The 19,595-nt window shown below is 67.4% G+C and carries 19 protein-coding genes; 12 read left to right on the top strand and 7 right to left on the bottom strand.

Annotated elements, in window-relative coordinates; all coding sequences use genetic code 11:
* Window positions 1-651: 651 nt before the first annotated feature.
* The 5 genes from A8G18_RS01740 (at window position 652) to A8G18_RS01720 (ending at window position 5,792) form a co-directional block, all read left to right on the top strand.
* Window positions 652-1,446 carry an enoyl-CoA hydratase-related protein gene (locus A8G18_RS01740; protein ID WP_064062496.1) on the top strand — a complete coding sequence of 265 codons (795 nt, stop codon included), beginning with the start codon at window positions 652-654 and terminating at the stop codon, window positions 1,444-1,446.
* Window positions 1,447-1,477: 31 nt separating this feature from the next.
* On the top strand, window positions 1,478-2,209 hold the full coding sequence (locus tag A8G18_RS01735; RefSeq protein ID WP_064062495.1) for an SDR family NAD(P)-dependent oxidoreductase: 732 nt from the start codon (window positions 1,478-1,480) through the stop codon (window positions 2,207-2,209).
* Between the two features lie 26 nt (window positions 2,210-2,235).
* Window positions 2,236-3,906, top strand: a complete 1,671-nt coding sequence (locus A8G18_RS01730) for a class I adenylate-forming enzyme family protein (RefSeq protein ID WP_064062494.1) — start codon at window positions 2,236-2,238, stop codon at window positions 3,904-3,906.
* Window positions 3,903-5,051 carry an acyl-CoA dehydrogenase family protein gene (locus tag A8G18_RS01725; RefSeq protein WP_064062493.1) on the top strand — a complete coding sequence of 383 codons (1,149 nt, stop codon included), beginning with the start codon at window positions 3,903-3,905 and terminating at the stop codon, window positions 5,049-5,051. The genes A8G18_RS01730 and A8G18_RS01725 overlap by 4 nt, the downstream gene beginning before the upstream one ends.
* A 78-nt stretch (window positions 5,052-5,129) precedes the next feature.
* On the top strand, window positions 5,130-5,792 hold the full coding sequence (locus tag A8G18_RS01720) for a TetR/AcrR family transcriptional regulator (protein ID WP_064062492.1): 663 nt from the start codon (window positions 5,130-5,132) through the stop codon (window positions 5,790-5,792).
* A 51-nt stretch (window positions 5,793-5,843) separates the two neighbouring features.
* Here the strand turns inward: A8G18_RS01720 and eutC are convergent, their stop codons facing one another.
* From eutC to A8G18_RS01705, 3 genes are all read right to left on the bottom strand, one after another.
* Entirely contained in the window at window positions 5,844-6,617 is a 774-nt protein-coding gene (eutC, locus tag A8G18_RS01715) for an ethanolamine ammonia-lyase subunit EutC (protein WP_064062491.1), read from the bottom strand.
* Window positions 6,614-8,026, bottom strand: coding sequence for an ethanolamine ammonia-lyase subunit EutB (locus A8G18_RS01710; protein ID WP_064062490.1), 1,413 nt, complete (start codon window positions 8,024-8,026; stop codon window positions 6,614-6,616). Before A8G18_RS01710 ends, eutC begins: the two co-directional genes overlap by 4 nt.
* A gap of 120 nt (window positions 8,027-8,146) precedes the next feature.
* On the bottom strand, window positions 8,147-9,013 hold the full coding sequence (locus A8G18_RS01705; protein WP_064062489.1) for an SGNH/GDSL hydrolase family protein: 867 nt from the start codon (window positions 9,011-9,013) through the stop codon (window positions 8,147-8,149).
* Between the two features lie 156 nt (window positions 9,014-9,169).
* Here A8G18_RS01705 and A8G18_RS01700 point away from each other — a divergent pair, with 156 nt between their 5' ends.
* Window positions 9,170-10,492: a serine/threonine protein kinase gene (locus A8G18_RS01700; RefSeq protein ID WP_064062488.1), complete on the top strand. Its 1,323-nt coding sequence runs from the start codon at window positions 9,170-9,172 to the stop codon at window positions 10,490-10,492.
* A gap of 6 nt (window positions 10,493-10,498) precedes the next feature.
* On the opposite strand, the gene A8G18_RS01695 is transcribed toward A8G18_RS01700, so the two are convergent.
* Window positions 10,499-11,506 (bottom strand): LacI family DNA-binding transcriptional regulator, encoded by a 1,008-nt coding sequence (locus A8G18_RS01695; protein WP_425337682.1) that lies wholly within the window; start codon window positions 11,504-11,506, stop codon window positions 10,499-10,501.
* A gap of 144 nt (window positions 11,507-11,650) precedes the next feature.
* Here A8G18_RS01695 and A8G18_RS01690 point away from each other — a divergent pair, with 144 nt between their 5' ends.
* Both A8G18_RS01690 and A8G18_RS01685 read left to right on the top strand, forming a co-directional pair.
* A complete protein-coding gene (locus A8G18_RS01690; RefSeq protein WP_064062486.1) occupies window positions 11,651-12,838 on the top strand; it encodes an acyl-CoA dehydrogenase family protein in 1,188 nt (395 codons plus the stop codon).
* A complete protein-coding gene (locus A8G18_RS01685) occupies window positions 12,835-13,947 on the top strand; it encodes a CaiB/BaiF CoA transferase family protein (RefSeq protein WP_064062485.1) in 1,113 nt (370 codons plus the stop codon). The genes A8G18_RS01690 and A8G18_RS01685 overlap by 4 nt, the downstream gene beginning before the upstream one ends.
* Before the next feature lie 13 nt (window positions 13,948-13,960).
* On the opposite strand, the gene A8G18_RS01680 is transcribed toward A8G18_RS01685, so the two are convergent.
* From A8G18_RS01680 to A8G18_RS01670, 3 genes are all read right to left on the bottom strand, one after another.
* Window positions 13,961-14,173, bottom strand: coding sequence for a DUF4287 domain-containing protein (locus tag A8G18_RS01680; RefSeq protein WP_064062484.1), 213 nt, complete (start codon window positions 14,171-14,173; stop codon window positions 13,961-13,963).
* A gap of 108 nt (window positions 14,174-14,281) precedes the next feature.
* Window positions 14,282-15,040: a 3-oxoacyl-ACP reductase FabG gene (gene fabG / locus A8G18_RS01675; RefSeq protein ID WP_064062483.1), complete on the bottom strand. Its 759-nt coding sequence runs from the start codon at window positions 15,038-15,040 to the stop codon at window positions 14,282-14,284.
* Between the two features lie 30 nt (window positions 15,041-15,070).
* Entirely contained in the window at window positions 15,071-15,832 is a 762-nt protein-coding gene (locus A8G18_RS01670; RefSeq protein ID WP_016931583.1) for an SDR family NAD(P)-dependent oxidoreductase, read from the bottom strand.
* Window positions 15,833-16,351: 519 nt separating this feature from the next.
* On the opposite strand from A8G18_RS01670, the gene A8G18_RS01665 reads away from it, so the two are divergent.
* From A8G18_RS01665 to A8G18_RS01650, 4 genes are read left to right on the top strand one after another with little or no spacing between them, the layout of a single operon-like run.
* Window positions 16,352-17,629 carry a PPE domain-containing protein gene (locus tag A8G18_RS01665; RefSeq protein ID WP_064062482.1) on the top strand — a complete coding sequence of 426 codons (1,278 nt, stop codon included), beginning with the start codon at window positions 16,352-16,354 and terminating at the stop codon, window positions 17,627-17,629.
* A 4-nt stretch (window positions 17,630-17,633) separates the two neighbouring features.
* Window positions 17,634-18,368 (top strand): ESX secretion-associated protein EspG, encoded by a 735-nt coding sequence (locus tag A8G18_RS01660; protein ID WP_064062481.1) that lies wholly within the window; start codon window positions 17,634-17,636, stop codon window positions 18,366-18,368.
* Between the two features lie 49 nt (window positions 18,369-18,417).
* On the top strand, window positions 18,418-18,891 hold the full coding sequence (locus A8G18_RS01655) for a DUF309 domain-containing protein (protein WP_064062480.1): 474 nt from the start codon (window positions 18,418-18,420) through the stop codon (window positions 18,889-18,891).
* Complete coding sequence (locus A8G18_RS01650; RefSeq protein WP_064062479.1) at window positions 18,891-19,511, top strand: LON peptidase substrate-binding domain-containing protein; 621 nt, start codon at window positions 18,891-18,893, stop codon at window positions 19,509-19,511. Before A8G18_RS01655 ends, A8G18_RS01650 begins: the two co-directional genes overlap by 1 nt.
* The last annotated feature ends 84 nt before the right edge of the window (window positions 19,512-19,595 follow it).

Here is a 19,595-nt window from a genome sequence, read left to right as displayed (position 1 = left end):
CATACCGTTCCGTCACATTCGAATGTGTTGGCTTCGCGTTCTGCCCGAAGGTAATCGTCCCCTCCGAGTTGATCGAAGCACCACTGCGAAAAAGCGCGCGTCCCATCGCTGAACAGGGCAGGCCCGGGCGTGCCTTCCAGACATTCCACGACATACGGCTCTTCGGCTACGGGTTGAGCCGGCAACTCCGTCGGTGCGGCAGGCGGTGCCGATTCCTCCGACGTCGTGGAGGCCACGCTGGTGACGGAGACGGAACTCGTCGGGCTCGCAGTAGTAGAGGTAGCGGAAGTGGACGTCGCCACCGAGGGGGGAGCCGAACTCGAAGTCGCTTGGCCGGCGCCATCTTGTCCACCAGCACTACATCCCGCTGCAAACAGGACACCTGCTGCGATCCACACGATCGGATGTCGTTTCACCATTGCTCCCTGCCCGACACGTCGACCGCGCGCCACACTCACCGAACTCATGACGAACATCGACCGATTCGGAGTTCGCGTTACCCCCGACCGAGATGCTGAGACGACCGAGCGACCGATGTGACGGTTGACACATGCAATAGGTGAATGTAGCTTCAAGAGAAATGAATAGTCATTCACTCACCGGGAATGGCCGTTCGATCAAGCCTCTACCTGCACCGATGAAGGGGATCCCATGACCGACTTCGAAGACATCACCTACGAGATCGACGGCGCAGCCGGCATCATCACGATCAACCGGCCCGAGCGCTACAACGCCTTCCGGGGCAAGACCGTCGAGGAACTGATCAAGGCATTCCGGTCGGCCTGGGCCGACAGCCGGGTCTCGGCCGTCATCCTCACCGGCGCCGGTGAGAAAGCCTTCTGCACGGGCGGCGACGTCAAGCAGCGCGCCGAGACCGGCGACTACGGCCCCACCGAGAGCGGCATGTTCGAGATCGGCTACCTCCACAAGCTGATCCGCGACATCCCCAAGCCGGTCATCGCCGCCGTCAACGGTGTCGCCGTCGGCGGCGGACACGTCCTCCACGTGCTGTGCGATCTCTCCATCGCGTCGGAGAACGCCCGATTCGGCCAGGCCGGACCCAAGGTCGGTTCGTTCGACGCCGGTTTCGGCTCCGCCTTCCTCGCCCGCGTCGTCGGTGAGAAGCGCGCCCGCGAGATGTGGTACCTGTGCCGCCAGTACGACGCCACCACCGCCGAGCGCTGGGGACTCGTCAACTGGGTTGTCCCTCAGGAGAAGCTGCTCGACGAGGCCAAGGCCGTCGCCGCCGAGATCGCCGAGAAGAGCCCCACCGCCCTCAAGTTCCTCAAGCAGTCCTTCAACGCCGACACCGACCACCAGGCCGGCCTGAGCAACCTCGCGATGTCGGCCCTCGACCTGTTCGGCAAGTCCGACGAAGGACTCGAAGGCGCGAAGGCGTTCGCGGAGAAGCGACCCGCCGACTTCGCGAAGTACGTCAAGGCCTGAGCCGAGTTACCCAGACCCGTAAGGACTTCCCATGAGTAACATCGCACTGGTCACCGGCGCCGGTTCCGGAATCGGCAAGGCCATCGCTCTCGGCTTCGCCGCGCAGGGTGATCGCGTCATCGCCGCCGATCTCGATCTCGCTGCCGCCGAGGCCACCGCCAAGGAATACCCCCAGCTGATCACGGCACTGCCGGTCGACATCTCCGACCGCGCGCAAGTCGACGAACTCCGCGACCGCACCCATGCCGAGGTAGGCGTGCCCAACGTGATCGTCAACGCCGCCGGCTGGGACCGCACCGATCAGTTCCTCAACGCCACCCCGGAGTTCGCTCAGAAGGTCGTCGCGATCAACTATCTCGGCCCGGTGAACATCTGCAGCACCTTCCTGCCCGGCATCATCGACGCCGGAAACGGTGGTCGCGTGATCAACCTCGCCAGCGATGCGGGCCGGGTCGGCAGCTCCGGCGAATCCATCTACGCGGGAGCGAAGGGCGGCGTCATCGCCCTCACCAAGTCGCTCGCCCGCGAGATGGCCCGGCACAACATCAACGTCAACTGCGTGTGCCCCGGACCCACCGACACCCCGCTGTTCCAGGCCCAGGAGGAGAAGCTCAAAGCTGCTCTCATCAAGGCCATTCCGTTTCGGCGGCTCGCGCGACCCGAGGAGGTCGCCGCACCCGTCCTGTTCTTCGCATCCGAGTCCGCATCGTTCATCACGGGCCAGGTGATCAGCGTCAGCGGCGGCCTCACCATGGCCGGCTGACCGACATCGTCAGGGGAGATCGAATCATGAGCGCGTCGTACAACGCCCGGGCCTACCGGGAGTACTTCGAGAACGACTTCACGTATCTCAACGGCTTCCGGCGCAACCTGGGACGGTACGGGAACCGCGTTGCCATTACCGATCCCGACACCGGAACCCGGTTGACCTACACCGAACTCGGCGAGCGTGTCGACCGAGTCGCCACAGGTCTGGCCGATGCAGGTGTGCAGGCCGGGGATGTCGTCGCCTATCAGCTGTTCAACAGTGTCGAGTTCGCCGAGCTGTATCTCGCCACCCAGGCGGTGGGCGCGGTGGGTTCGCCGATCAACTTCCGGCTTGCCTCCGGCGAAACCTCGTTCATCCTCGACAAGTCCGCACCCACGGTCTTCGTCTACGACACCGAGCTCACCCCGATGGTGACGGAGGCGCTGGAACGCTCGGCACACACACCGAAGGTGATCGTCGCGGTGGGCGACGGCGACCCTGTCTCCGTTCCCGGCGCCACCGTCGTGCGGTACCGGCACCTGGCGGCCGATCGGGTCGCGCTCCCGCCGCTGCACCGGACGGTGTGGGACGAGACCACCCGCCTCTACACCTCGGGCACCACCGGCATGCCGAAGGGTGTGCCGCTCAACAGCATGATCGAGATCTTCAGCGCGCACGACGTCATCATGCACTTCCCGTTGAGCCCCGAGGACAAGACGCTCAACATGACGCCGTGGTTCCACCGCGGCGGCCTGTACTCCGGAGGACCCAACCCGGTCTTCTACATCGGCGGAGAAGTGGTGCCGCTGCGCACCTTCGACGCCGACCGTGTCCTCGACCTCGTCGCCGAGCACGGCCTCACCTTCCTCATCGGAGCACCCACCAACCTCGCGATGCTCGCCGCCGCGCAGGAAGCTCGTCCGCGCGACCTGTCGTCGCTGCGCGGCATCGTCACGATGGGTGCGCCGCTCGAACGCGAAGCAGCACTGCGATACCAGCAGGTCCTCAACCCGCGGATCTTCAACGGCTACGGCAGCACCGAAGGGTTCTGGAACACCTTCCTGCGCCCCACCGATCTGCCCGAGCATGCCGGCACCGCGGGCCGGGCCTGCACCGACGACGACGTGCGCGTGGTCCACATCTACGAGGACCGACTCGCCCACCACGACGACGTCGTCGCCAAGGACGGCGAAGAGGTCGGAGAAGTGATCGTCCGCTCCCCCAAGGGTTCGAACGCCTACTTCGACTCCCCCGACCAGGAGAAGGCCAAGTTCAACAACGGATGGCTGCACATCGGCGACCTCGCCACGTGGGACGCCGGAGAGTTCGTCACCATCGTCGGACGCAAGGACGACATGCTCGTCTGCGGTGGTGAGAACGTTCATCCGGTGCAGGTCGAGGAAGCGCTCAACTCGCATCCGGGTGTGTCCGACTGCCTCGTCGTCGGCGTGCCCGACGACCGGTGGGGACGCATCGTCGTCGCGTACATCGTGGCCGGCAGCCCGGACGTCACGGCCGACGTCCTCGACGCGCACTGTCGCGAGCACCCGATGCTGTCGACCTTCAAGCGGCCGCGGGCCTATCGGTTTGTCGAGTCGCTGCCGGTCTCGGCCACCGGAAAGAAACTGCACTACAAGGCAACCCGAACGGCAGTCGACGAGTTCGCCGCAGGGTTGTTCACCGCCCCCACCGACTCGAGGATCACCCGATGAACGCACGCCTCGAATACGAGACCGAGCACCAGCAGTTCCGCGAGGTCGCCCGTGATTTCGTCCGCGACAAGATCACTCCCGTGCACGAGGACTGGGAGCACGCGAGCTGCCTCGACCGGTCGTTGTTCACCGAAGCCGGGAAGCTCGGGCTGCTCGCCTTCTCCGTCGAGGAGCAGTACGGCGGCCCAGGCGTCGACGACTTCCGGTACAACGCCATCCTCATCGACGAGGTCAACCGCGCCGGCAACGCCGCAGCAGGCATCGCGTTCTCTCTGCAGAACGACGTGGTGCTGCCATACCTGACCGAGATGACCACCGACGAACAGAAGGCACGGTGGCTGCCCGGCGTCGTCAGCGGCGAGACCGTGCTGGGTATCGCCATGACCGAACCCGGCACCGGCAGCGACCTCACCGGCATCCGCACCTCCGCGGTGCGCGACGGCGACCACTACGTCGTCAACGGAGCCAAGACCTTCATCTCCAACGGTCAGAACGGCGACCTGTTCGTCGTCGCGACCCGCACCTCCGACGACCCGCACAAGGGCCTGACGCTGCTGGTCGTCGAGGCCGACACCCCCGGCTTCTCTCGCGGGCGCAATCTCGAGAAGATCGGTCTGCACGCCCAGGACACCAGCGAGCTGACGTTCACCGACATGCGGGTGCCGGTCGCGAACCGGCTCGGCGACGAAGGCCGCGGTTTCTACCAGCTGGTACACAACCTCCCGCAAGAACGGTTGTCGCTGTCGATCGGTGCGGTCGCCGCAGCCGAGGGCGTCCTCGCGCAGACCCTCGACTACGTCCGCGAACGGAAGGCCTTCGGGAAGCCGGTGTCGAGCTTCCAGAACACCCAGTTCGTGCTCGCCGAGCTGGCCACCGAGCTCGACATCGCCCGCACCTACCTCGACGACTGCATCGCCGAACACGTCGCCGGGCAGCTCACCGCCGCCCGCGCCGCCCGCCTGAAGTGGTGGGCCACCGAACTCCAGGTGCGTGTCGCCGACCGGTGCCTGCAACTGCACGGTGGCTACGGCTACATGCGCGAATACGGCGTCGCACGCGCTTTCGTCGACGCCCGCATCCAGACGATCTACGGCGGAACCACCGAGATCATGAAGACGATCGTCGCGAAGGATCTCGGGATCTGACGACCGTCCCAGCTGCACGATTCACACCACTGAGCACTCGGTACTGTGAATCGGACCGAAAAGTGACGAGGAGCCCCTATGACCACCGACCACGATGCACTTCCCGTGGAAGAGGCCGTGCGGGCAGTTCGCACCAGTTCCCGCCGCAAGCAGGTCCTCGACGCCGCCGTGCAGGTCATGCAGCGCACCGGTTTCCACCAGATGTCCATGCAGGCGCTGGCCGACGAGGCCGGCGTCAGCGTCGGACTGATCTACAAGTACTTCGGCGGCAAGGAGGAGATCCTTCTCGCCACCATCGTCTCGATCCTCGACACCTTCCGCGACCAGATCGAACCTGCGATGGAGGCCGCCGGCGACGACCCGGTCGAACGGCTCGCCGCCGGCATCCGCCGCTACATCGAGATCGTCGACGAGAACCTCGACGCCACCGTCCTCACCTACCGGGAGAGTCGCACGCTCGACACTGCCGGTCGTGCCCGGATCAAGGAGCTGGAGGTCGAGACGTCGGCGCCGCTGCGCTCCGCCCTCGACGACGGCATCTCCGCCGGAATCATGGAGCCCATCGACGTCGACCTGATGGTGTTCGACATCCTGCTCCTCGCCCACGGGTGGGCGCTCAAGCACTGGCATTTCGGGTCCATCTACACCCTCGACGACTACATCCGCCTCCAGACCCGGCTGGTTCTCAACACGACGCTGAAGGCGGAGCGGCGCGGGGACTACGCGCACTTCCTCCGGTAACCACCGGCCTCGACCGAGGGCGGCGGAACGCGAAGTGGTCATAGGTGCGCGTTATTGCGCGCTCCCATGACCGATTCCCGCTCCGCTGTCGGTGTCGGGGTCGGTGAGTGCGGGGTCCCGCGAGGTGTCCTTCAACGCGACGCCCGACGCCCCCAACTGCCGCGCCCCGTTCACGAGGGCCGCGACGACGCGCGCCGCGTGCTCGTAGGTCATCCCACCGGGCGGGTGGATGTTCGACACGCAGTTGCGTTCGGCGTCACTACGCCCCGGCCTCGGATGGTGCGTCGAGTACACACCGACGCTGTCGGCCACCGAGAGGCCGGGGCGTTCGCCGATGATCACGAGCATCGTCGCGACACCGAGCTGCTCACCGATATGGTCACCCAGCGCAACGCGGGCCTGTGTCGCGATCACCGGCCGCGCCACCGTCAGACCCGGCAGGGCGGCGATGACCGCCGCCAGCAGGTCGGGTCCGTGGGCGTCGAGAGCCGTGGACGACAACCCGTCGCACAGCGCGATACCGAGATCGGCCTCTGTTCGCGGCAGTGTGGTTCCCTCGGCGAGCCGTCGGCCGAAGTCGGGGCGCCGCAGATACGTACTGCGATCTCCTGCTGCGCTTTCCACGATCAGCGGCTCACCGAGGCCGAGACCACGGATCCGCTGAACCAAGCCCGGCACATCGAGCGGGACGTGCACGGCGTCGCGTGCTTCGGCATGCGCCGTCACGAACTCCAGATGACGGCGTGTCGGGATACTGTTCCCGGTGCGCCCCAGCCCGATCCGTGCTTGGGTGTGCCGACGCAGCTCGTCCCACAGATCGCTCACAGGGCACCTCCGAGCGCTCGGAGGGGAGACGCGCCGACGTCCACCGGCAGGATGCGACCGACGTCGTCCGCCATGCCTTGTCTGCGTAGCCATTCCTCGAATTCCGGTGCCGGCCGTAGGTTCGCCGCCTCCCGCACGTACAGCGCGTCGTGGAACGACAGCGACTGGTAGCCGAGCATGACGTCGTCGGCTCCGGGCACGGTGATGACGAATGCTGTTCCGGCAACGGCCAACAGGGTGAGCAGGGTGTCCATGTCGTCCTGGTCGGCCTCGGCGTGATTGGTGTAGCAGACGTCCACACCCATCGGCAGGCCGAGGAGTTTGCCGCAGAACTGGTCTTCGAGACCGGCGCGGATGATCTGCTTGCCGTCGTACAGATATTCCGGTCCGATGAACCCGACGACCGTGTTGACGAGCAGCGGATCGAATTCGCGGGCAACGGCATACGCGCGTGCTTCGAGGGTCTGCTGGTCGACGGGTCTGCCTCCGGTACCGAGATGCGTACCGGACGACAACGCCGAACCCTGCCCGGTCTCGAAGTACATGACGTTGCTGCCGACGCTTCCCCGTCGCAGCGACCTGCCGGCCTCGTTGCCCTCCCGCAGCACTGCGAGGTCCACCCCGAAGCTGCGGTTGGCGCCCTCGGTGCCGGCGACCGACTGGAACACCAGGTCGACGGGCGCACCCTTCTCGATCAGATCGATGGTGGTGGTGACGTGGGTGAGCACGCACGACTGGGTGGGGATCTCGAATCGTTGCCGGATCTCGTCGAGCAGGTGCAGCAGGTCGGACACGGCGTGCGGCGAGTCGCTCGCCGGATTGATCCCGACCACGGCGTCGCCGCATCCCATCAGCAGTCCGTCGAGGACGGACGCGGCGACTCCCTGTGGATCGTCGACGGGATGGTTCGGTTGCAGACGCGTCGCGAGCCGGTCGGGCACCCCGATCGTGGTGCGGAACCCGCTGGTCACCGTCGCGGCGCGGGAGACCGCGATCAGGTCCTGGTTCCGCATGATCTTGCTTGTCGCCGCCACCATCTCCGGGGTGAGTCCCGGCGCGAGTGCCGCGAGCACGTCGGCCGAGTCCGCTCGGGCCGCGACCTCCAGGAGATGGTCGCGCAGCTCCCCGACCGTCAGGTGCGAGACCGGCGCGAAGGCCATCGCGTCATGGGTGTCGACGATCAGCCTGGTCACCTCGTCGGTCTCGTACGGGACGACCTCCTCGGTGAGGAAGGTGGTCAGCGGGAGATCCGCCAGAGCCAGCTGTGCCGCGGCACGTTCGGCGTCCGAGGTGGCGGCGCACCCGGCGAGTTCATCGCCCGAGCGGCGCGGTGAGGCCTTCCCGAGCAGGTCGACGAGGCCGTCGAACTCGTAGCCGGTTCCGCCGAGCTGTTGCCGGTAGATCGTCATCGAGGCCTCCCGCGCAGGACCGGTTCGACGAATGTGCGCACGCAGTGGAATGCAGCATTCCACCTTTTCGCCGTCGTGTCCGGCGAGTGTCGCGAACGAAACGCCGCTGGTCGTCGGTTCCTAACCCCGCTGATACCAGACGTCCGTAACCCGTTGCGCCATGTGCCGCATCCCCGCCGCTGTGGGGTGGAGGGCCTTCGCCAGCGACAGCGACTGCCGCCCCTCGTACCAGCGCTGCTCGGAGGGCGCACACGCGTCGTGCCCTTCAGCCCCGGCCATGACGTCGACGAACTCGGCACCGGCCTCGGCGGCGGACTTGGCGAGCACACGGTTCATCCGGGAGAAGAAGTTCGTCACGAACGACGCATCGGCGTCGCTGGTGGGGATGTTCGGCCAGCAACCCCGGTTGCCGAAGACACCGCCGTGCCCGACCAGCAGGACCCGTGCGCGCGGTGCACGTTGCTGAACGGCGGTGAGTGTCGCGGTGACCTTCGGTCCGAGCGCACTCAGGGCGGCGTCCATGCGCGAGACGGTGCCCGGGTCGGTGCGGCAGTGCGCGTCGCCGCCCGGAAGCTCGGTGTAGCACGCCGAGACGATCCCCGACCAGCCGACATCATTGCCACCGATGCTCAATGTGACGAGATTCGTGTCCGGGGCGAGCGAATCGATCTGCGGGGCGACCGATCCGGTCGACGTCTGCTGCGGGACGGATGTGATGTGTTCGGTGCGCGCACCCGTACAGGCGACGTTGACGAAGCCGACCGGGTGCAGCGAACCCGCGACGAGATTCGGATATCCCGCGTCGGCGCGGGCGCATCCGCTGATCATCGCCGCTGCGTCGAGGTAGGGTCCGGCGGCACGCGAGTCGCCGAGCGCGACGTAGCGAATGCCCTGCTCGCTGCCCGGGTCACTCATCGCGGATACCGGCCACACCATCGATGCAGCTGCCATGCCGGCGACGATCCCGGCTCGCACAATCGTCTTCATTCAGGCCCTCCGACAGCATGTTCTCCCGGCTTGAGATCGGCACGAATTACAAACACGTTACGAGCAGCGGGTGAAGATCCCGGATGAAGCGCGGATGCACCTCGCCCCACCAGCACATTTTGTTTACCTTCCTGTTCGAACGGCTACCGTCCACCTGTGACCGCCCACAAAGTTCTCGACGGCCGCTACGAGCTGAGCGGCCTACTCGGCGTGGGCGGGAGCGGCGAGATCCACGACGGTTGGGACACTCGCCTCCACCGGCCCGTCGCGGTCAAACTGCTCGGACGGGAGTTCGGCAGCAGACCGGACGTACGACGACGTTTCGAGGTCGAGGCCCGGGCGGCTGCGGCCCTGAACCACCCTCGCATCGTCGCCGTGTACGACACAGGCGAACACGACGGACGTCCCTACATCGTTATGGAACGGCTCCCCGGCCGCACCCTCGCCGACGACATCTCTCGCGGACCCCTGCCCGGCGATCGGGTACGCACCGTGCTCGTCAGCATTCTCGAGGCTCTCGTCGCCGCACACGACGCAGGGATCCTCCATCGGGACATCAAGCCGGCGAACGTGCTCATCACAGAGAACGGCGAGATCAAGGTCGCCGACTTCGGCATCGCCAAGAGCGTCGGCGACGACCTCACCCGCACCGGTGAACTCGTGGGGACCGTCGCCTACCTGAGCCCGGACCGCATCACCGGACATGCCGCGTCCGTGACGGACGATCTGTACGCGGTGGGGATCGTCGGTTACGAATCCCTGTGCGGGCGGAGGCCGTTCGCCGAGGACAACATCCTCGCGCTGGCACGGGCCATCACACACGACCTACCGCAGCCACTGCCCGAGCTCCGTCCGGATGTCCATCCGGGACTCGTCGCGGTGATCGAGCGGGCCATGGCACGTGAGCCTTCCGACCGATTCCGCACTGCACGCGAGATGCTCTCGGCGCTGAGGAATTCCAGCGAATACCCTGCCGCGACGTCCCGCCTGCCGGCAGGATCCGTAGCCGGCCCGACAACCACCGCACACAGATCCACGGATCGTCCTCGTGGAGTTCTCCTCGCGACGGGACTGACGCTGGTCGGAGCGCTCACCGTGGGCGGCCTCGCGCTGGGATTCGGACGGGATTCCGCCTCCCCGCCTGCCGCAACTCCGGAGACCGCCACTTCGGGCACCTCCGCGTCGCTTCCTCGACGGATACCGGCGACGACCGAGATCCCCCAGCCCACCGACTCCGGGGTCGTTCCGGCGAGCACCGCAGTCGAGACTCCGATCGTGCCCGTCCCGGAGACCGTCCCCGTCGCACCACCGACCGATTCCGTACCCACGAGGTCCGGACCGGAGTCCCGCGGGAACAGCGGACCCGGAAACAACAACGGGAACGGCAATTCCCAGGGGAACAACGGGAACAACAACGGCAACAACGGCAACAACGGCAATGGAAACGGGAACAGCGGCCGCGGTAACGGCAACGGGTGAGGTCGCTCAGCTCGATCCGCGGGCGACGAGTTCGACGGGCAGCTTCATCGATTCCGTTTCTCCGGTGCGCACGAGTTCGAGCAGACGCTCGATGGCGGTCACTCCGATATCGTGCGCGGGTGAACGGACCGTGGTGAGCGGAACCGGCAACTGTGCGACGACGGGGATGTCGTTGTAACCGACCACGACGAGATCGCCGGGGATGGACAGACCCAGGTCGCGGGCGACGCCGAGGATGCCGATCGCGATGGTGTCGCTGACCGCGAAGATCGCACGGGGGCGATCGGGGCGATCCAGCAGCGCACGCGCGGCCTCCACGCCTCCGGCGACATCGAAGCTCGACCGCACGACCCGCTCGGGCGGAAGCGACACCGAGGCGTCCTTCACGGTGTCGACGAAGCCGTCGCGACGGTCGCGGGCGGTGCTGGCGTGGTCGGGACCGGCGATGATCGCCAGGTCGTCGTAGCCGCGGTCGAGCAGGTGCCGGGCGGCCAGTGCCCCACCCCGGTAGTCGTCGCCCACCACGAACGGCAACCCTGCGTCGGCGTGCCGGGTGACCGCGAGAATCGGCAGCGACCCGAGTGCCAGCGACTCGACGAACGCGCGGCCCGGAAGGTGCAGGCTGCTCAGCAGCAGGCCGTCGACCTGCCGGCCCACGAGCAGCGCGATTGCCCGACGCTGTGCGTCGAGGTCGTCGGGAGGGCTCGACAGCAGTACCGAGTAACCCGCCTTCGTGGCGGCCTCCTCGATGCCCTGGTAGGTCGTGGCGACCACCCCGTCGGTGAGTCGCGGCATGACGACACCGAGGGTCGTCGTCTTGCGGGTGCGCAGGCTCGCCGCCCACAAATTGGGTCGATATCCCAGTTCGGCCGCGACCTCCCGCACCCGCAGGGCCGAGTCCGACCAGCCGTCGACCGGTTCGGGTTGGCGCAGCACCCGAGAGGCCGTCGAGACGTGGACGCCGGCGCGCTCGGCGATCTCCTTGAGCGTCGGGGCGCGGTCGGGACGGGGCATTCGGCTCTCCTGCTTGTCTCGCATCGAGTTCGCGTTCCGGGTTGACGAGCCCGGAACATGCCCTTAGCGTATGCCATGCAATCGTTCGTGCAAACGTTCTCGCAATCGTTCTGACAAACGTTTCCTCGACCACCGGAGAAAGCCATGTCCCACGCTCAGTCGCTGCCCCAGCTCTTCGCCCTCGACTCCCTCCTCGAGCAGGAGGAGATCGACATCCGCGACACCGTCCGCAAGTTCGGCAACGAGCGCATCCGCCCTCACGTGGCCCAGTGGTTCGAGGAAGCGAAGCTCCCGGCCCGCGAACTCGCCAAGGAGCTCGGGCAGCTGGGCGTGCTGGGCATGCACCTCGACGGTTACGGTTGCGCCGGCATGAGCGCCACCGCTTACGGCCTGGCCTGCCTCGAGCTCGAGGCCGTCGACTCCGGCATCCGCAGCCTCGTCTCCGTGCAGGGCTCGCTGGCGATGTTCTCCATCCACCACTGGGGCAGCGAGGAGCAGAAGCAGGAATGGCTCCCTCGCATGGCCGCCGGCGAGGCCATCGGCTGCTTCGGTCTGACCGAACCCGACTTCGGCTCCAACCCTGCCGGGATGCGCACCAACGCCAAGCGCGACGGTGACGACTGGATCCTCAACGGCACCAAGATGTGGATCACCAACGGCTCGATCGCCGACGTCGCCGTCGTCTGGGCACAGACCGACCTCGAAGAAGGCGCCAAGGGCATCCGCGGCTTCGTCGTCCCCACCGATACCCCCGGCTTCTCCGCACCGGAGATCCACGCCAAGCTGTCGCTGCGCGCCTCGGTCACCTCGGAGCTCGTCCTCGACGACGTGCGTCTGCCCGCCTCGGCGATGATGCCGAAGGCCGAGGGGCTGCGCGGACCACTCACCTCGCTCGGCGAGGCCCGCTTCGGTATCGTCTTCGGTGCGATCGGCGCGGCCCGCGATTGCCTGGAGACCGCGATCGACTACGCCCGGTCGCGCGAGGTGTTCGACAAGCCGCTCGCCGGCTACCAGCTCACCCAGGCCAAGATCGCCGACATGGCGCTCGAGGTCGGCAAGGGCCACCTGCTCGCCTACCACCTCGGCCGCATCAAGGACCGCGGCGAGATCGCCCCGGAGCAGGTCAGCCTCGGCAAGCTCAACAACGTGCGCGAGGCCATCGCCATCGCCCGCGAGTGCCGGACCATCCTCGGCGCCAACGGAATCACGCTCGAGTACCCCGTCATCCGTCACGCCAACAATCTCGAATCGGTGCTGACCTACGAGGGCACCTCCGAGGTCCACCAGCTGACCATCGGCAAGGCGCTGACCGGTGAGGCGGCCTTCCGGTGACCGCCGTTCCCGGTGCGCTCGAGGGGCTGGTGATCGCCGACTTCGGTCGCGTGCTCGCCGGCCCGTACGCCACCATGCTGCTCGGCGACCTCGGGGCAGAGGTCGTCAAAATCGAACGCCCCGGCTTCGGGGACGACACCCGGCACTGGGGTCCGCCCTGGGTGGGCGAGGAGTCCACCTACTTCCTCGGCGTCAACCGCAACAAGAAGTCGGTGGCCATCGATCTGACCACCGAAGGCGGACTCCACCAGGCCCGGGATCTCGTGCTCCGTGCCGACGTCGTCGTCGAGAACTTCCTGCCCGGCACGATGACCCGGCTCGGACTCGGCTACGAGCAGGTCCGGGAACTCAACCCCGGCATCGTCTACGCGTCGATCACCGGCTTCGGCGGACACAACGATCTGCCCGGTTACGACCTGCTCATCCAGGCCGTCGGCGGCTTGATGAGCATCACCGGACCCGACCCGGCGACACCCACGAAGGTCGGTGTCGCCGTCGTCGACGTCATCACCGGAATGCACGCTGCGGTGGGCATTCTCGCCGCACTGCGGCACCGCGACCGCACCGGGGAAGGACAGCGGGTCGAGGTGAACCTGCTGTCGTCCCTGCTGTCGGCGCTGGCGAACCAGTCGTCCGGCTACGTCGCGGCGGGTGTGGTGCCGAAGGCCATGGGCAATCGTCATCCGAGCATCGCGCCCTACGAGGTGTTCCACACCGCCGACCGGCCGTTCGTCCTCGCCGTCGGCAACGATCGTCAGTTCGCTTCGCTGGCCGAGGTCCTCGGAGCTCCGGAACTCGCCTCCGACGACCGGTTCACCACCAACACCGCCCGCGTAGCGAACCGAGAGGAATTGACGAAGATCGTCGACGAGTTGCTCTCGGCCGAGACGGCCGACGTGTGGTTCGACGCACTGACCGCCGCCCGAGTGCCGTGTGGTCCGCTCAACGACATCGCCGACGCGGTCGCGCTCGCCGAACGACTCGGCCTGTCGCCGGTGGTGTCGATCGACGATCCCGAGCGGGACGCTCCGCTGCGCCAGATCGCCAACCCGATCCGGCTCAGCGCCACCCCCGCGACCTACCGCACGCCACCCCCACGGTTGCCGTAGACGGACGCTCTCGTCAGTCGGGCCTCTGTTCCTTCAGAGTGTGCGCGACGAGAGCGTTGGCGTGCCCGTGGCCCATCCCGTGGTCCTCTTCGAGCCAGTTCACCAGCTCCATGTGCTTGCCGAGATCCGACGCGCGGATCATGGTCTTCCACTCCTCGATCGGGCGCCCGTACTTCTGCTCGATCGACGGGAAATACGACTCGGGTCCCTTGACCTTCTCGCTCATGCCGGAAGGCTAGCCGGGGCGACCGACAAGTTCCGTCCGATCCGCTGAAAACGACCGCGGCGCCGCAGTCCCGGATGGGACGCGGCGCCGCGGAGGTACGGAAGTGGATCAGGCCTTCGGGCCACCGGCCACGTAGATGACCTGACCGGACACGAAGCCCGCGCCCTCGGACGCGAGGAACGATGCGGTGTGGGCGATGTCGTCGACCTCGCCGATGCGGCCGACCGGGATGTCGGCCGCGACGTTCGACTTGAAGTCGTCGAACGACACGCCGAGACGCTCGGCGGTCGCGGCGGTCATCTCGGTGGCGATGAAGCCCGGCGCGATGGCGTTGGCGGTGACACCGAACTTGCCCAGCTCGATCGCGAGGGTCTTGGTGAAACCCTGCATGCCGGCCTTGGCTGCGGAGTAGTTGACCTGGCCGCGGTTACCGAGGGCCGACGTGCTCGAGAGGTTGACGATGCGGCCGAACTTGGCGTCGACCATGTAGCCCTGGACGGCACGCGTCATGAGGAAGGCGCCACGCAGGTGCACGTTCATGACGGCGTCCCAGTCGTCGACGGTCATCTTGAACAGCAGGTTGTCGCGGGTGATGCCGGCATTGTTGATCAGGACGGTGGGTTCGCCGAGTTCGGTGGCGACCTTCTCGACGGCAGCGGCGACGGACTTCTCGTCGGAGACGTCGGCTCCCACGGCGAGCGCCTTGCCCCCGGCGGACTCGATGGCCGAAACGGTGTCTTCACAGGCGGATTCGTCGAGGTCGAGGACGGCGACCCGGTACCCGTCGCCGGCGAGACGCTTCGCGACGGCTGCGCCGATACCGCGTGCGGCTCCGGTGACGATGGCAGTGCGGGGTTGTGTGCTCATAGCGTTCCTCCGTAGGGATGGGTGGTGCCGTCAGGTGATGGTGAGTCCGCCGTCCACGGCGATGGTCTGACCGGTGACGTAAGCGGCGGCGTCGGACGCCAACCACACGGCGGTAGCTGCGATCTCCTCGGCATCCCCCGTCCGGCCGAGAATGATCCGCTGCTTCATGGAATCGAGGTATCCGGGCTGGTACTCGTCGGTCATCTCGGTGCGGAAGAAGCCCGGCGCGATGGCGTTGACGCGGATCCCCTTCCTCGCTCCCCACTGCTGCGCCAGGTCGCGCGTGAGGCCGATGACGCCCGCCTTGCTGGCCGAGTACGCGGCCTGCGGCAGACCTGCCGTGGTGAGACCGAGAACCGACGAGATGTTGACGATCGCGCCACCGGGTTGCATCACCCGGGCGACGGCCTGTGCCGCCCAATACGATCCGTTGAGATTGATGTCGATGACCTGCCGGAACTGCTCGGGGGTCTCCTTGGTGGCGGGGACGGCCGTGCCGATCCCCGCATTGTTGATGAGGATGTCGACCCGACCGAGCTGTTCGACGGCCTGATCGACCATGCGCTGGGCCTGTTCGGGATCGGCGATGTCGGTCTCGACCGTGACGGCCTGCCGTCCGGCTTCGCGGACCAGCTCGGCGGTCTTCTCGAGTCGGTCGACCCGGCGTGCGGCGAGCACGACGTCGGCTCCCGCCTCGGCCAGCCCTCGGGCGAACGCGACACCGAGGCCCGAAGAGGCACCGGTGACGACGGCAACGCGGCCGTCGAGACGGAAGCGGTCGAGCACGGACATACGTCATCTCCTCGCTGTGACGGGGCCTACAGGAACTGTACAGCCGACGGTCATCTCATCCACCAAACAGCCTGTATCCAATTTTGTTGAACAACACTGCATTTCAGAGCCAGATCCTATTCTTCTCCTCGGCGGATCCTATGCTGCCGCGAACGCTGCAGCGCGGAGAGGACTCCGCGTCGCACCCACCGTTACCAAGTCGATAAGCACTGGCTTACTTCTAAGCGCTTGCTTATCGTGCGATGCCGTAGCGGGCTTGTCAACAGCAGCCGGACAGGAGCGGAAGACCTTCGTGAGCGATGCATGGGACGATGTCGTCGGCGGATCCGAGGCCCTCGGGCCGTTACGACGACGCTGCGATGATCAGCGCCCCGTATGCCGATCCTGCCCTGCGCCTGGTGGGTGCCGTGCGTTAGCATCGTCGCCACCATCGGATCGGGGGGATCTACGTGGGCAGGGGGATATCGCGCCGCCGTCGGCTCCTCGAGACGCGAGAGCATCTGAGGGGAGCTGTCGTCCATGTCCATCAATGACAACGTCGTCGACCGACTGTCGGTGTCGCTCGGGGTCGACGCCCCGGCCCCCGATTCCGTCGCCCGCCGGCAGTCCAATTACGACACACTGGCCGCACGCATCGACGTGGGCGTCGATCCCGAGTACATCGCGGCGTTCGAGAACTTCCACGGCATGGAGCACGCCGACATCCACCGGTTGTCCCAGAGCATCAACCCCGTCGCGATGACCACCCTGGCCACCGAATGGGCCGAGCTCGGAAAGGGTTTCAGTCTCACGGTCGCGTGGGGCACGCTGATGATCCGCAAGCTCGTCTCCCAGCACTGGGAGGGTGCGGCGGCCGACGCTGCCATGGACGCGACCGTGCGATTCGGCGAATCCGCACAGCAACTGTCCGATGCCGCACGCGCGACGTCCGAGAAGCTCCGCATCGCCGCCGACGTCGGTGAGCGGGTGCGATCGTCCGTCCCCCCGCCCTCGGCGAACACGTCGTCGCTCCTGTACGCGCTCGATCCCGTCGCGGGTGCCGCCGCGGCCCGGCAGGAGGAGGCCGCTCGCGCCCAGGCCGTGCGGGTGATGGAGGCGCTCTACAAGCCGTACTACCGCGATTCCGGCTCGGCGGTCCCGGTACTGCCCTCGCCGTATGCCGCCACCACGAGTCGAGCAAACGAGGGCTTCGTTCCCCAGAGCTACGGCACGTCGGCGATCGGCGGCACCCAGGCGGCGGGTGGCGCGGCGGGGGCCCCGAGTGGGAACGGAGGAGGTCCGGACGGGCCGGCACCTGCGGAGGCGGAGAACCGTACGCCCGCGGAGACTCCCGGAGAAGACCCGGACGCACGCGCGAACAACTCCGATTCCGCCGGTGGAGCAGGTTCGAACGATCCTGCGGCGACCACTCCTGCGGCCACCTCCCCGACTGCGAGCGGCGCCCCAGGAAACCCGACAGGTCACTCGTACGGTTCTCCGTCCGCCGGGGCGGGTGGAGGTGTCGGGGGTGGTCTACCGGGTGGCGGCTCGGCCGGCGGGGCGTCACCTACGGCCGGTCCCTCCCCGCTCGTCGCGGGAGCCGCACCCACCGGCGGTGTGGCCGGTCAACCCGGTGCTGCCGCGACCCGTGGCGCAGGCGCTCGCCCGTTCGGGATGATGCCGGGAATGGTCCCGCCCGCCTCGTCCCGCGGCGACGAGCAGGACAAACGCGTGGCGAGTTATCTCGTCACCAGCGACAACGGGAACGAACTGATCGGGTCGTTGCCCGACACCGCCCCGCCGGTTCTGGGGGCCTGAGGCTGTGGACCGGCACCTCACACCCGACCGATTCCTGGCCTCCTGGACCGCCGCGGGCGGCGACGAGTTCCCCTTCCCGCTGCGCTACCGAACCTCGGTCCTGTGGGAGGACGAGCACGCCGCGAACCTGCAGGCCGCCCGAGCGTGGCGGAACGAGACACCCGACCCTGCCCTCGACGACGCGATGCGCATCCTGCTGACCGGCCGGATTGCGGTGGAGGTCTACGGTCGTTCGACGGATCCGGCATGCGAGGTCTTCGTCCGCGCCGCCGCGACCGGCGAGCAGGCCGTCCTCGCCCGTCAGGCTCCCGTCGCAGGCGATATCCGCATCACCACGACCACCGACCTCGCGGGCGCGATCGTCGGGGAACTGCCGGTCGTGGCCGCGGGCCGCGAACCGGCACGCACCGCGCCGAGCCGCGAGGTGCTCGAACCATCCGAAGCCGGAGCAGTCCGCCGTCCGGCGAGTGGCACGCACGCAGAGTCGTTGCGCCGGTTGCTGCGTCGCGAACGCTCGGCCACCGGCAGCATCCGCATCCTGCGGTACGCGCATCCGGGGTACACACCCGTCGCCGACATCGGCTGGTTCGACGTCGTGGACGACGGCCGGTATCTCTTCCACCCCGGTACCGATCTCCGTGTCGCCCCGGGCACCGTCGACGCATTCGTCCGGGAACTGTCGACGCAACTGTCCAGGCTGTCCCCCGAAGGTCGGAACGGCGTCCTCCGGCCGTACTGAGCGTCGTTCGGACCCCTCACCGAACAGGCCTGTCGTCTAGGCTGGCGACATGACGGACCGGGACCGCACACCCGACGGCAGGCCGCAGAACGCGCGTCCGCGCGACGCCCTGGGGCGCCCGCTGCCGCCGGGCGAAGAAGGCGTCGAACGCATTCCCGACGATATCGACCTCGATGTCGAGGAGACCATCGCCGAAGGTCAGCGTCTCCTCGATCACGGTTTCCCTTTCCACGCGCACGAGGTCTTCGAGGCGATGTGGAAGAAGGCACCGCCCGAAGAACGTCCCCTCTGGCAGGGTCTCGCCCAGCTCGCCGTCGGTTTGACCCATCTGCTCCGGGGCAACCCGACGGGGGCCGCGTCACTGTTGAAGCAGGGGCAGGCCCGGGTGCGGCACTACGAGGACGAACCGCCGTACCGGCTCGACATCGACGGTCTCTCGAGCTGGGCCGATCATCTGCTCACCGAGATCGCTCGCGACGAAACCGTTCCCGCTCCCCCGACCCCGCGCCTGAGGATGCCCTGATGCCGATACTTCCCATGTTCCCGCTCGGCACCGCCCTGCTCCCCGGATCCGACCTGCCGCTACGCATCTTCGAACCGAGATATCTGCAACTCGTCCAGGACTGCGCGGCCTCGCCGGACGGCCCTCGCTTCGGTGTCGTCCTCATCGCCCGGGGACACGAGGTGGGCGGAGGCGAACAGCGACACGATGTCGGTACCGTCGCACGGATCGTGGTCGACGACGAGGTCGGTGCAGGTCGTCGTGAACTCGAATGCATTGCAGAGGAACGCATTCGCGTCACCCGATGGCTTCCCGACGATCCCTACCCGCGCGCGGAGGTGGAGCCCTGGCCCGACACCGATTCGGGGCCGGTGGATTTCGCCGCGATCACCGGACCGATGGGCCGGCTGTACGGGGTACTCGATCGCCTCACCGACGGCCGGGCCCCGCTACCTCCCGCCACCACCGAGCTGCCGGACGATCCCGGCGCGCGACTGTTCGCCCTCGCCCGGTACGTGCCGATGGGGGAAGCGGACCGTTATGCAGTGCTCGCCGCACCCGGCCCGGCCGAACGCATGGCGGTGCTGCTCGAAGCGATATCCACCGCAGTCGATCTCGCGGAATGGAAGCTGAAGGGCTGAGATATCAGGCCGTCCGGTCAACGGGAACACGCCTCCTGTGACCACCCGGTTGCGGGCTAGGGTCCGTGGCACTGCTCGTTCCCG

The sequence above is a fragment of the Rhodococcus gordoniae genome (genome assembly GCF_001646655.1).
Lineage (GTDB): Bacteria > Actinomycetota > Actinomycetes > Mycobacteriales > Mycobacteriaceae > Rhodococcus > Rhodococcus gordoniae.
Note: the sequence above shows the minus strand (reverse complement) of the source record. Positions and strands in the feature narration are given on the sequence as shown.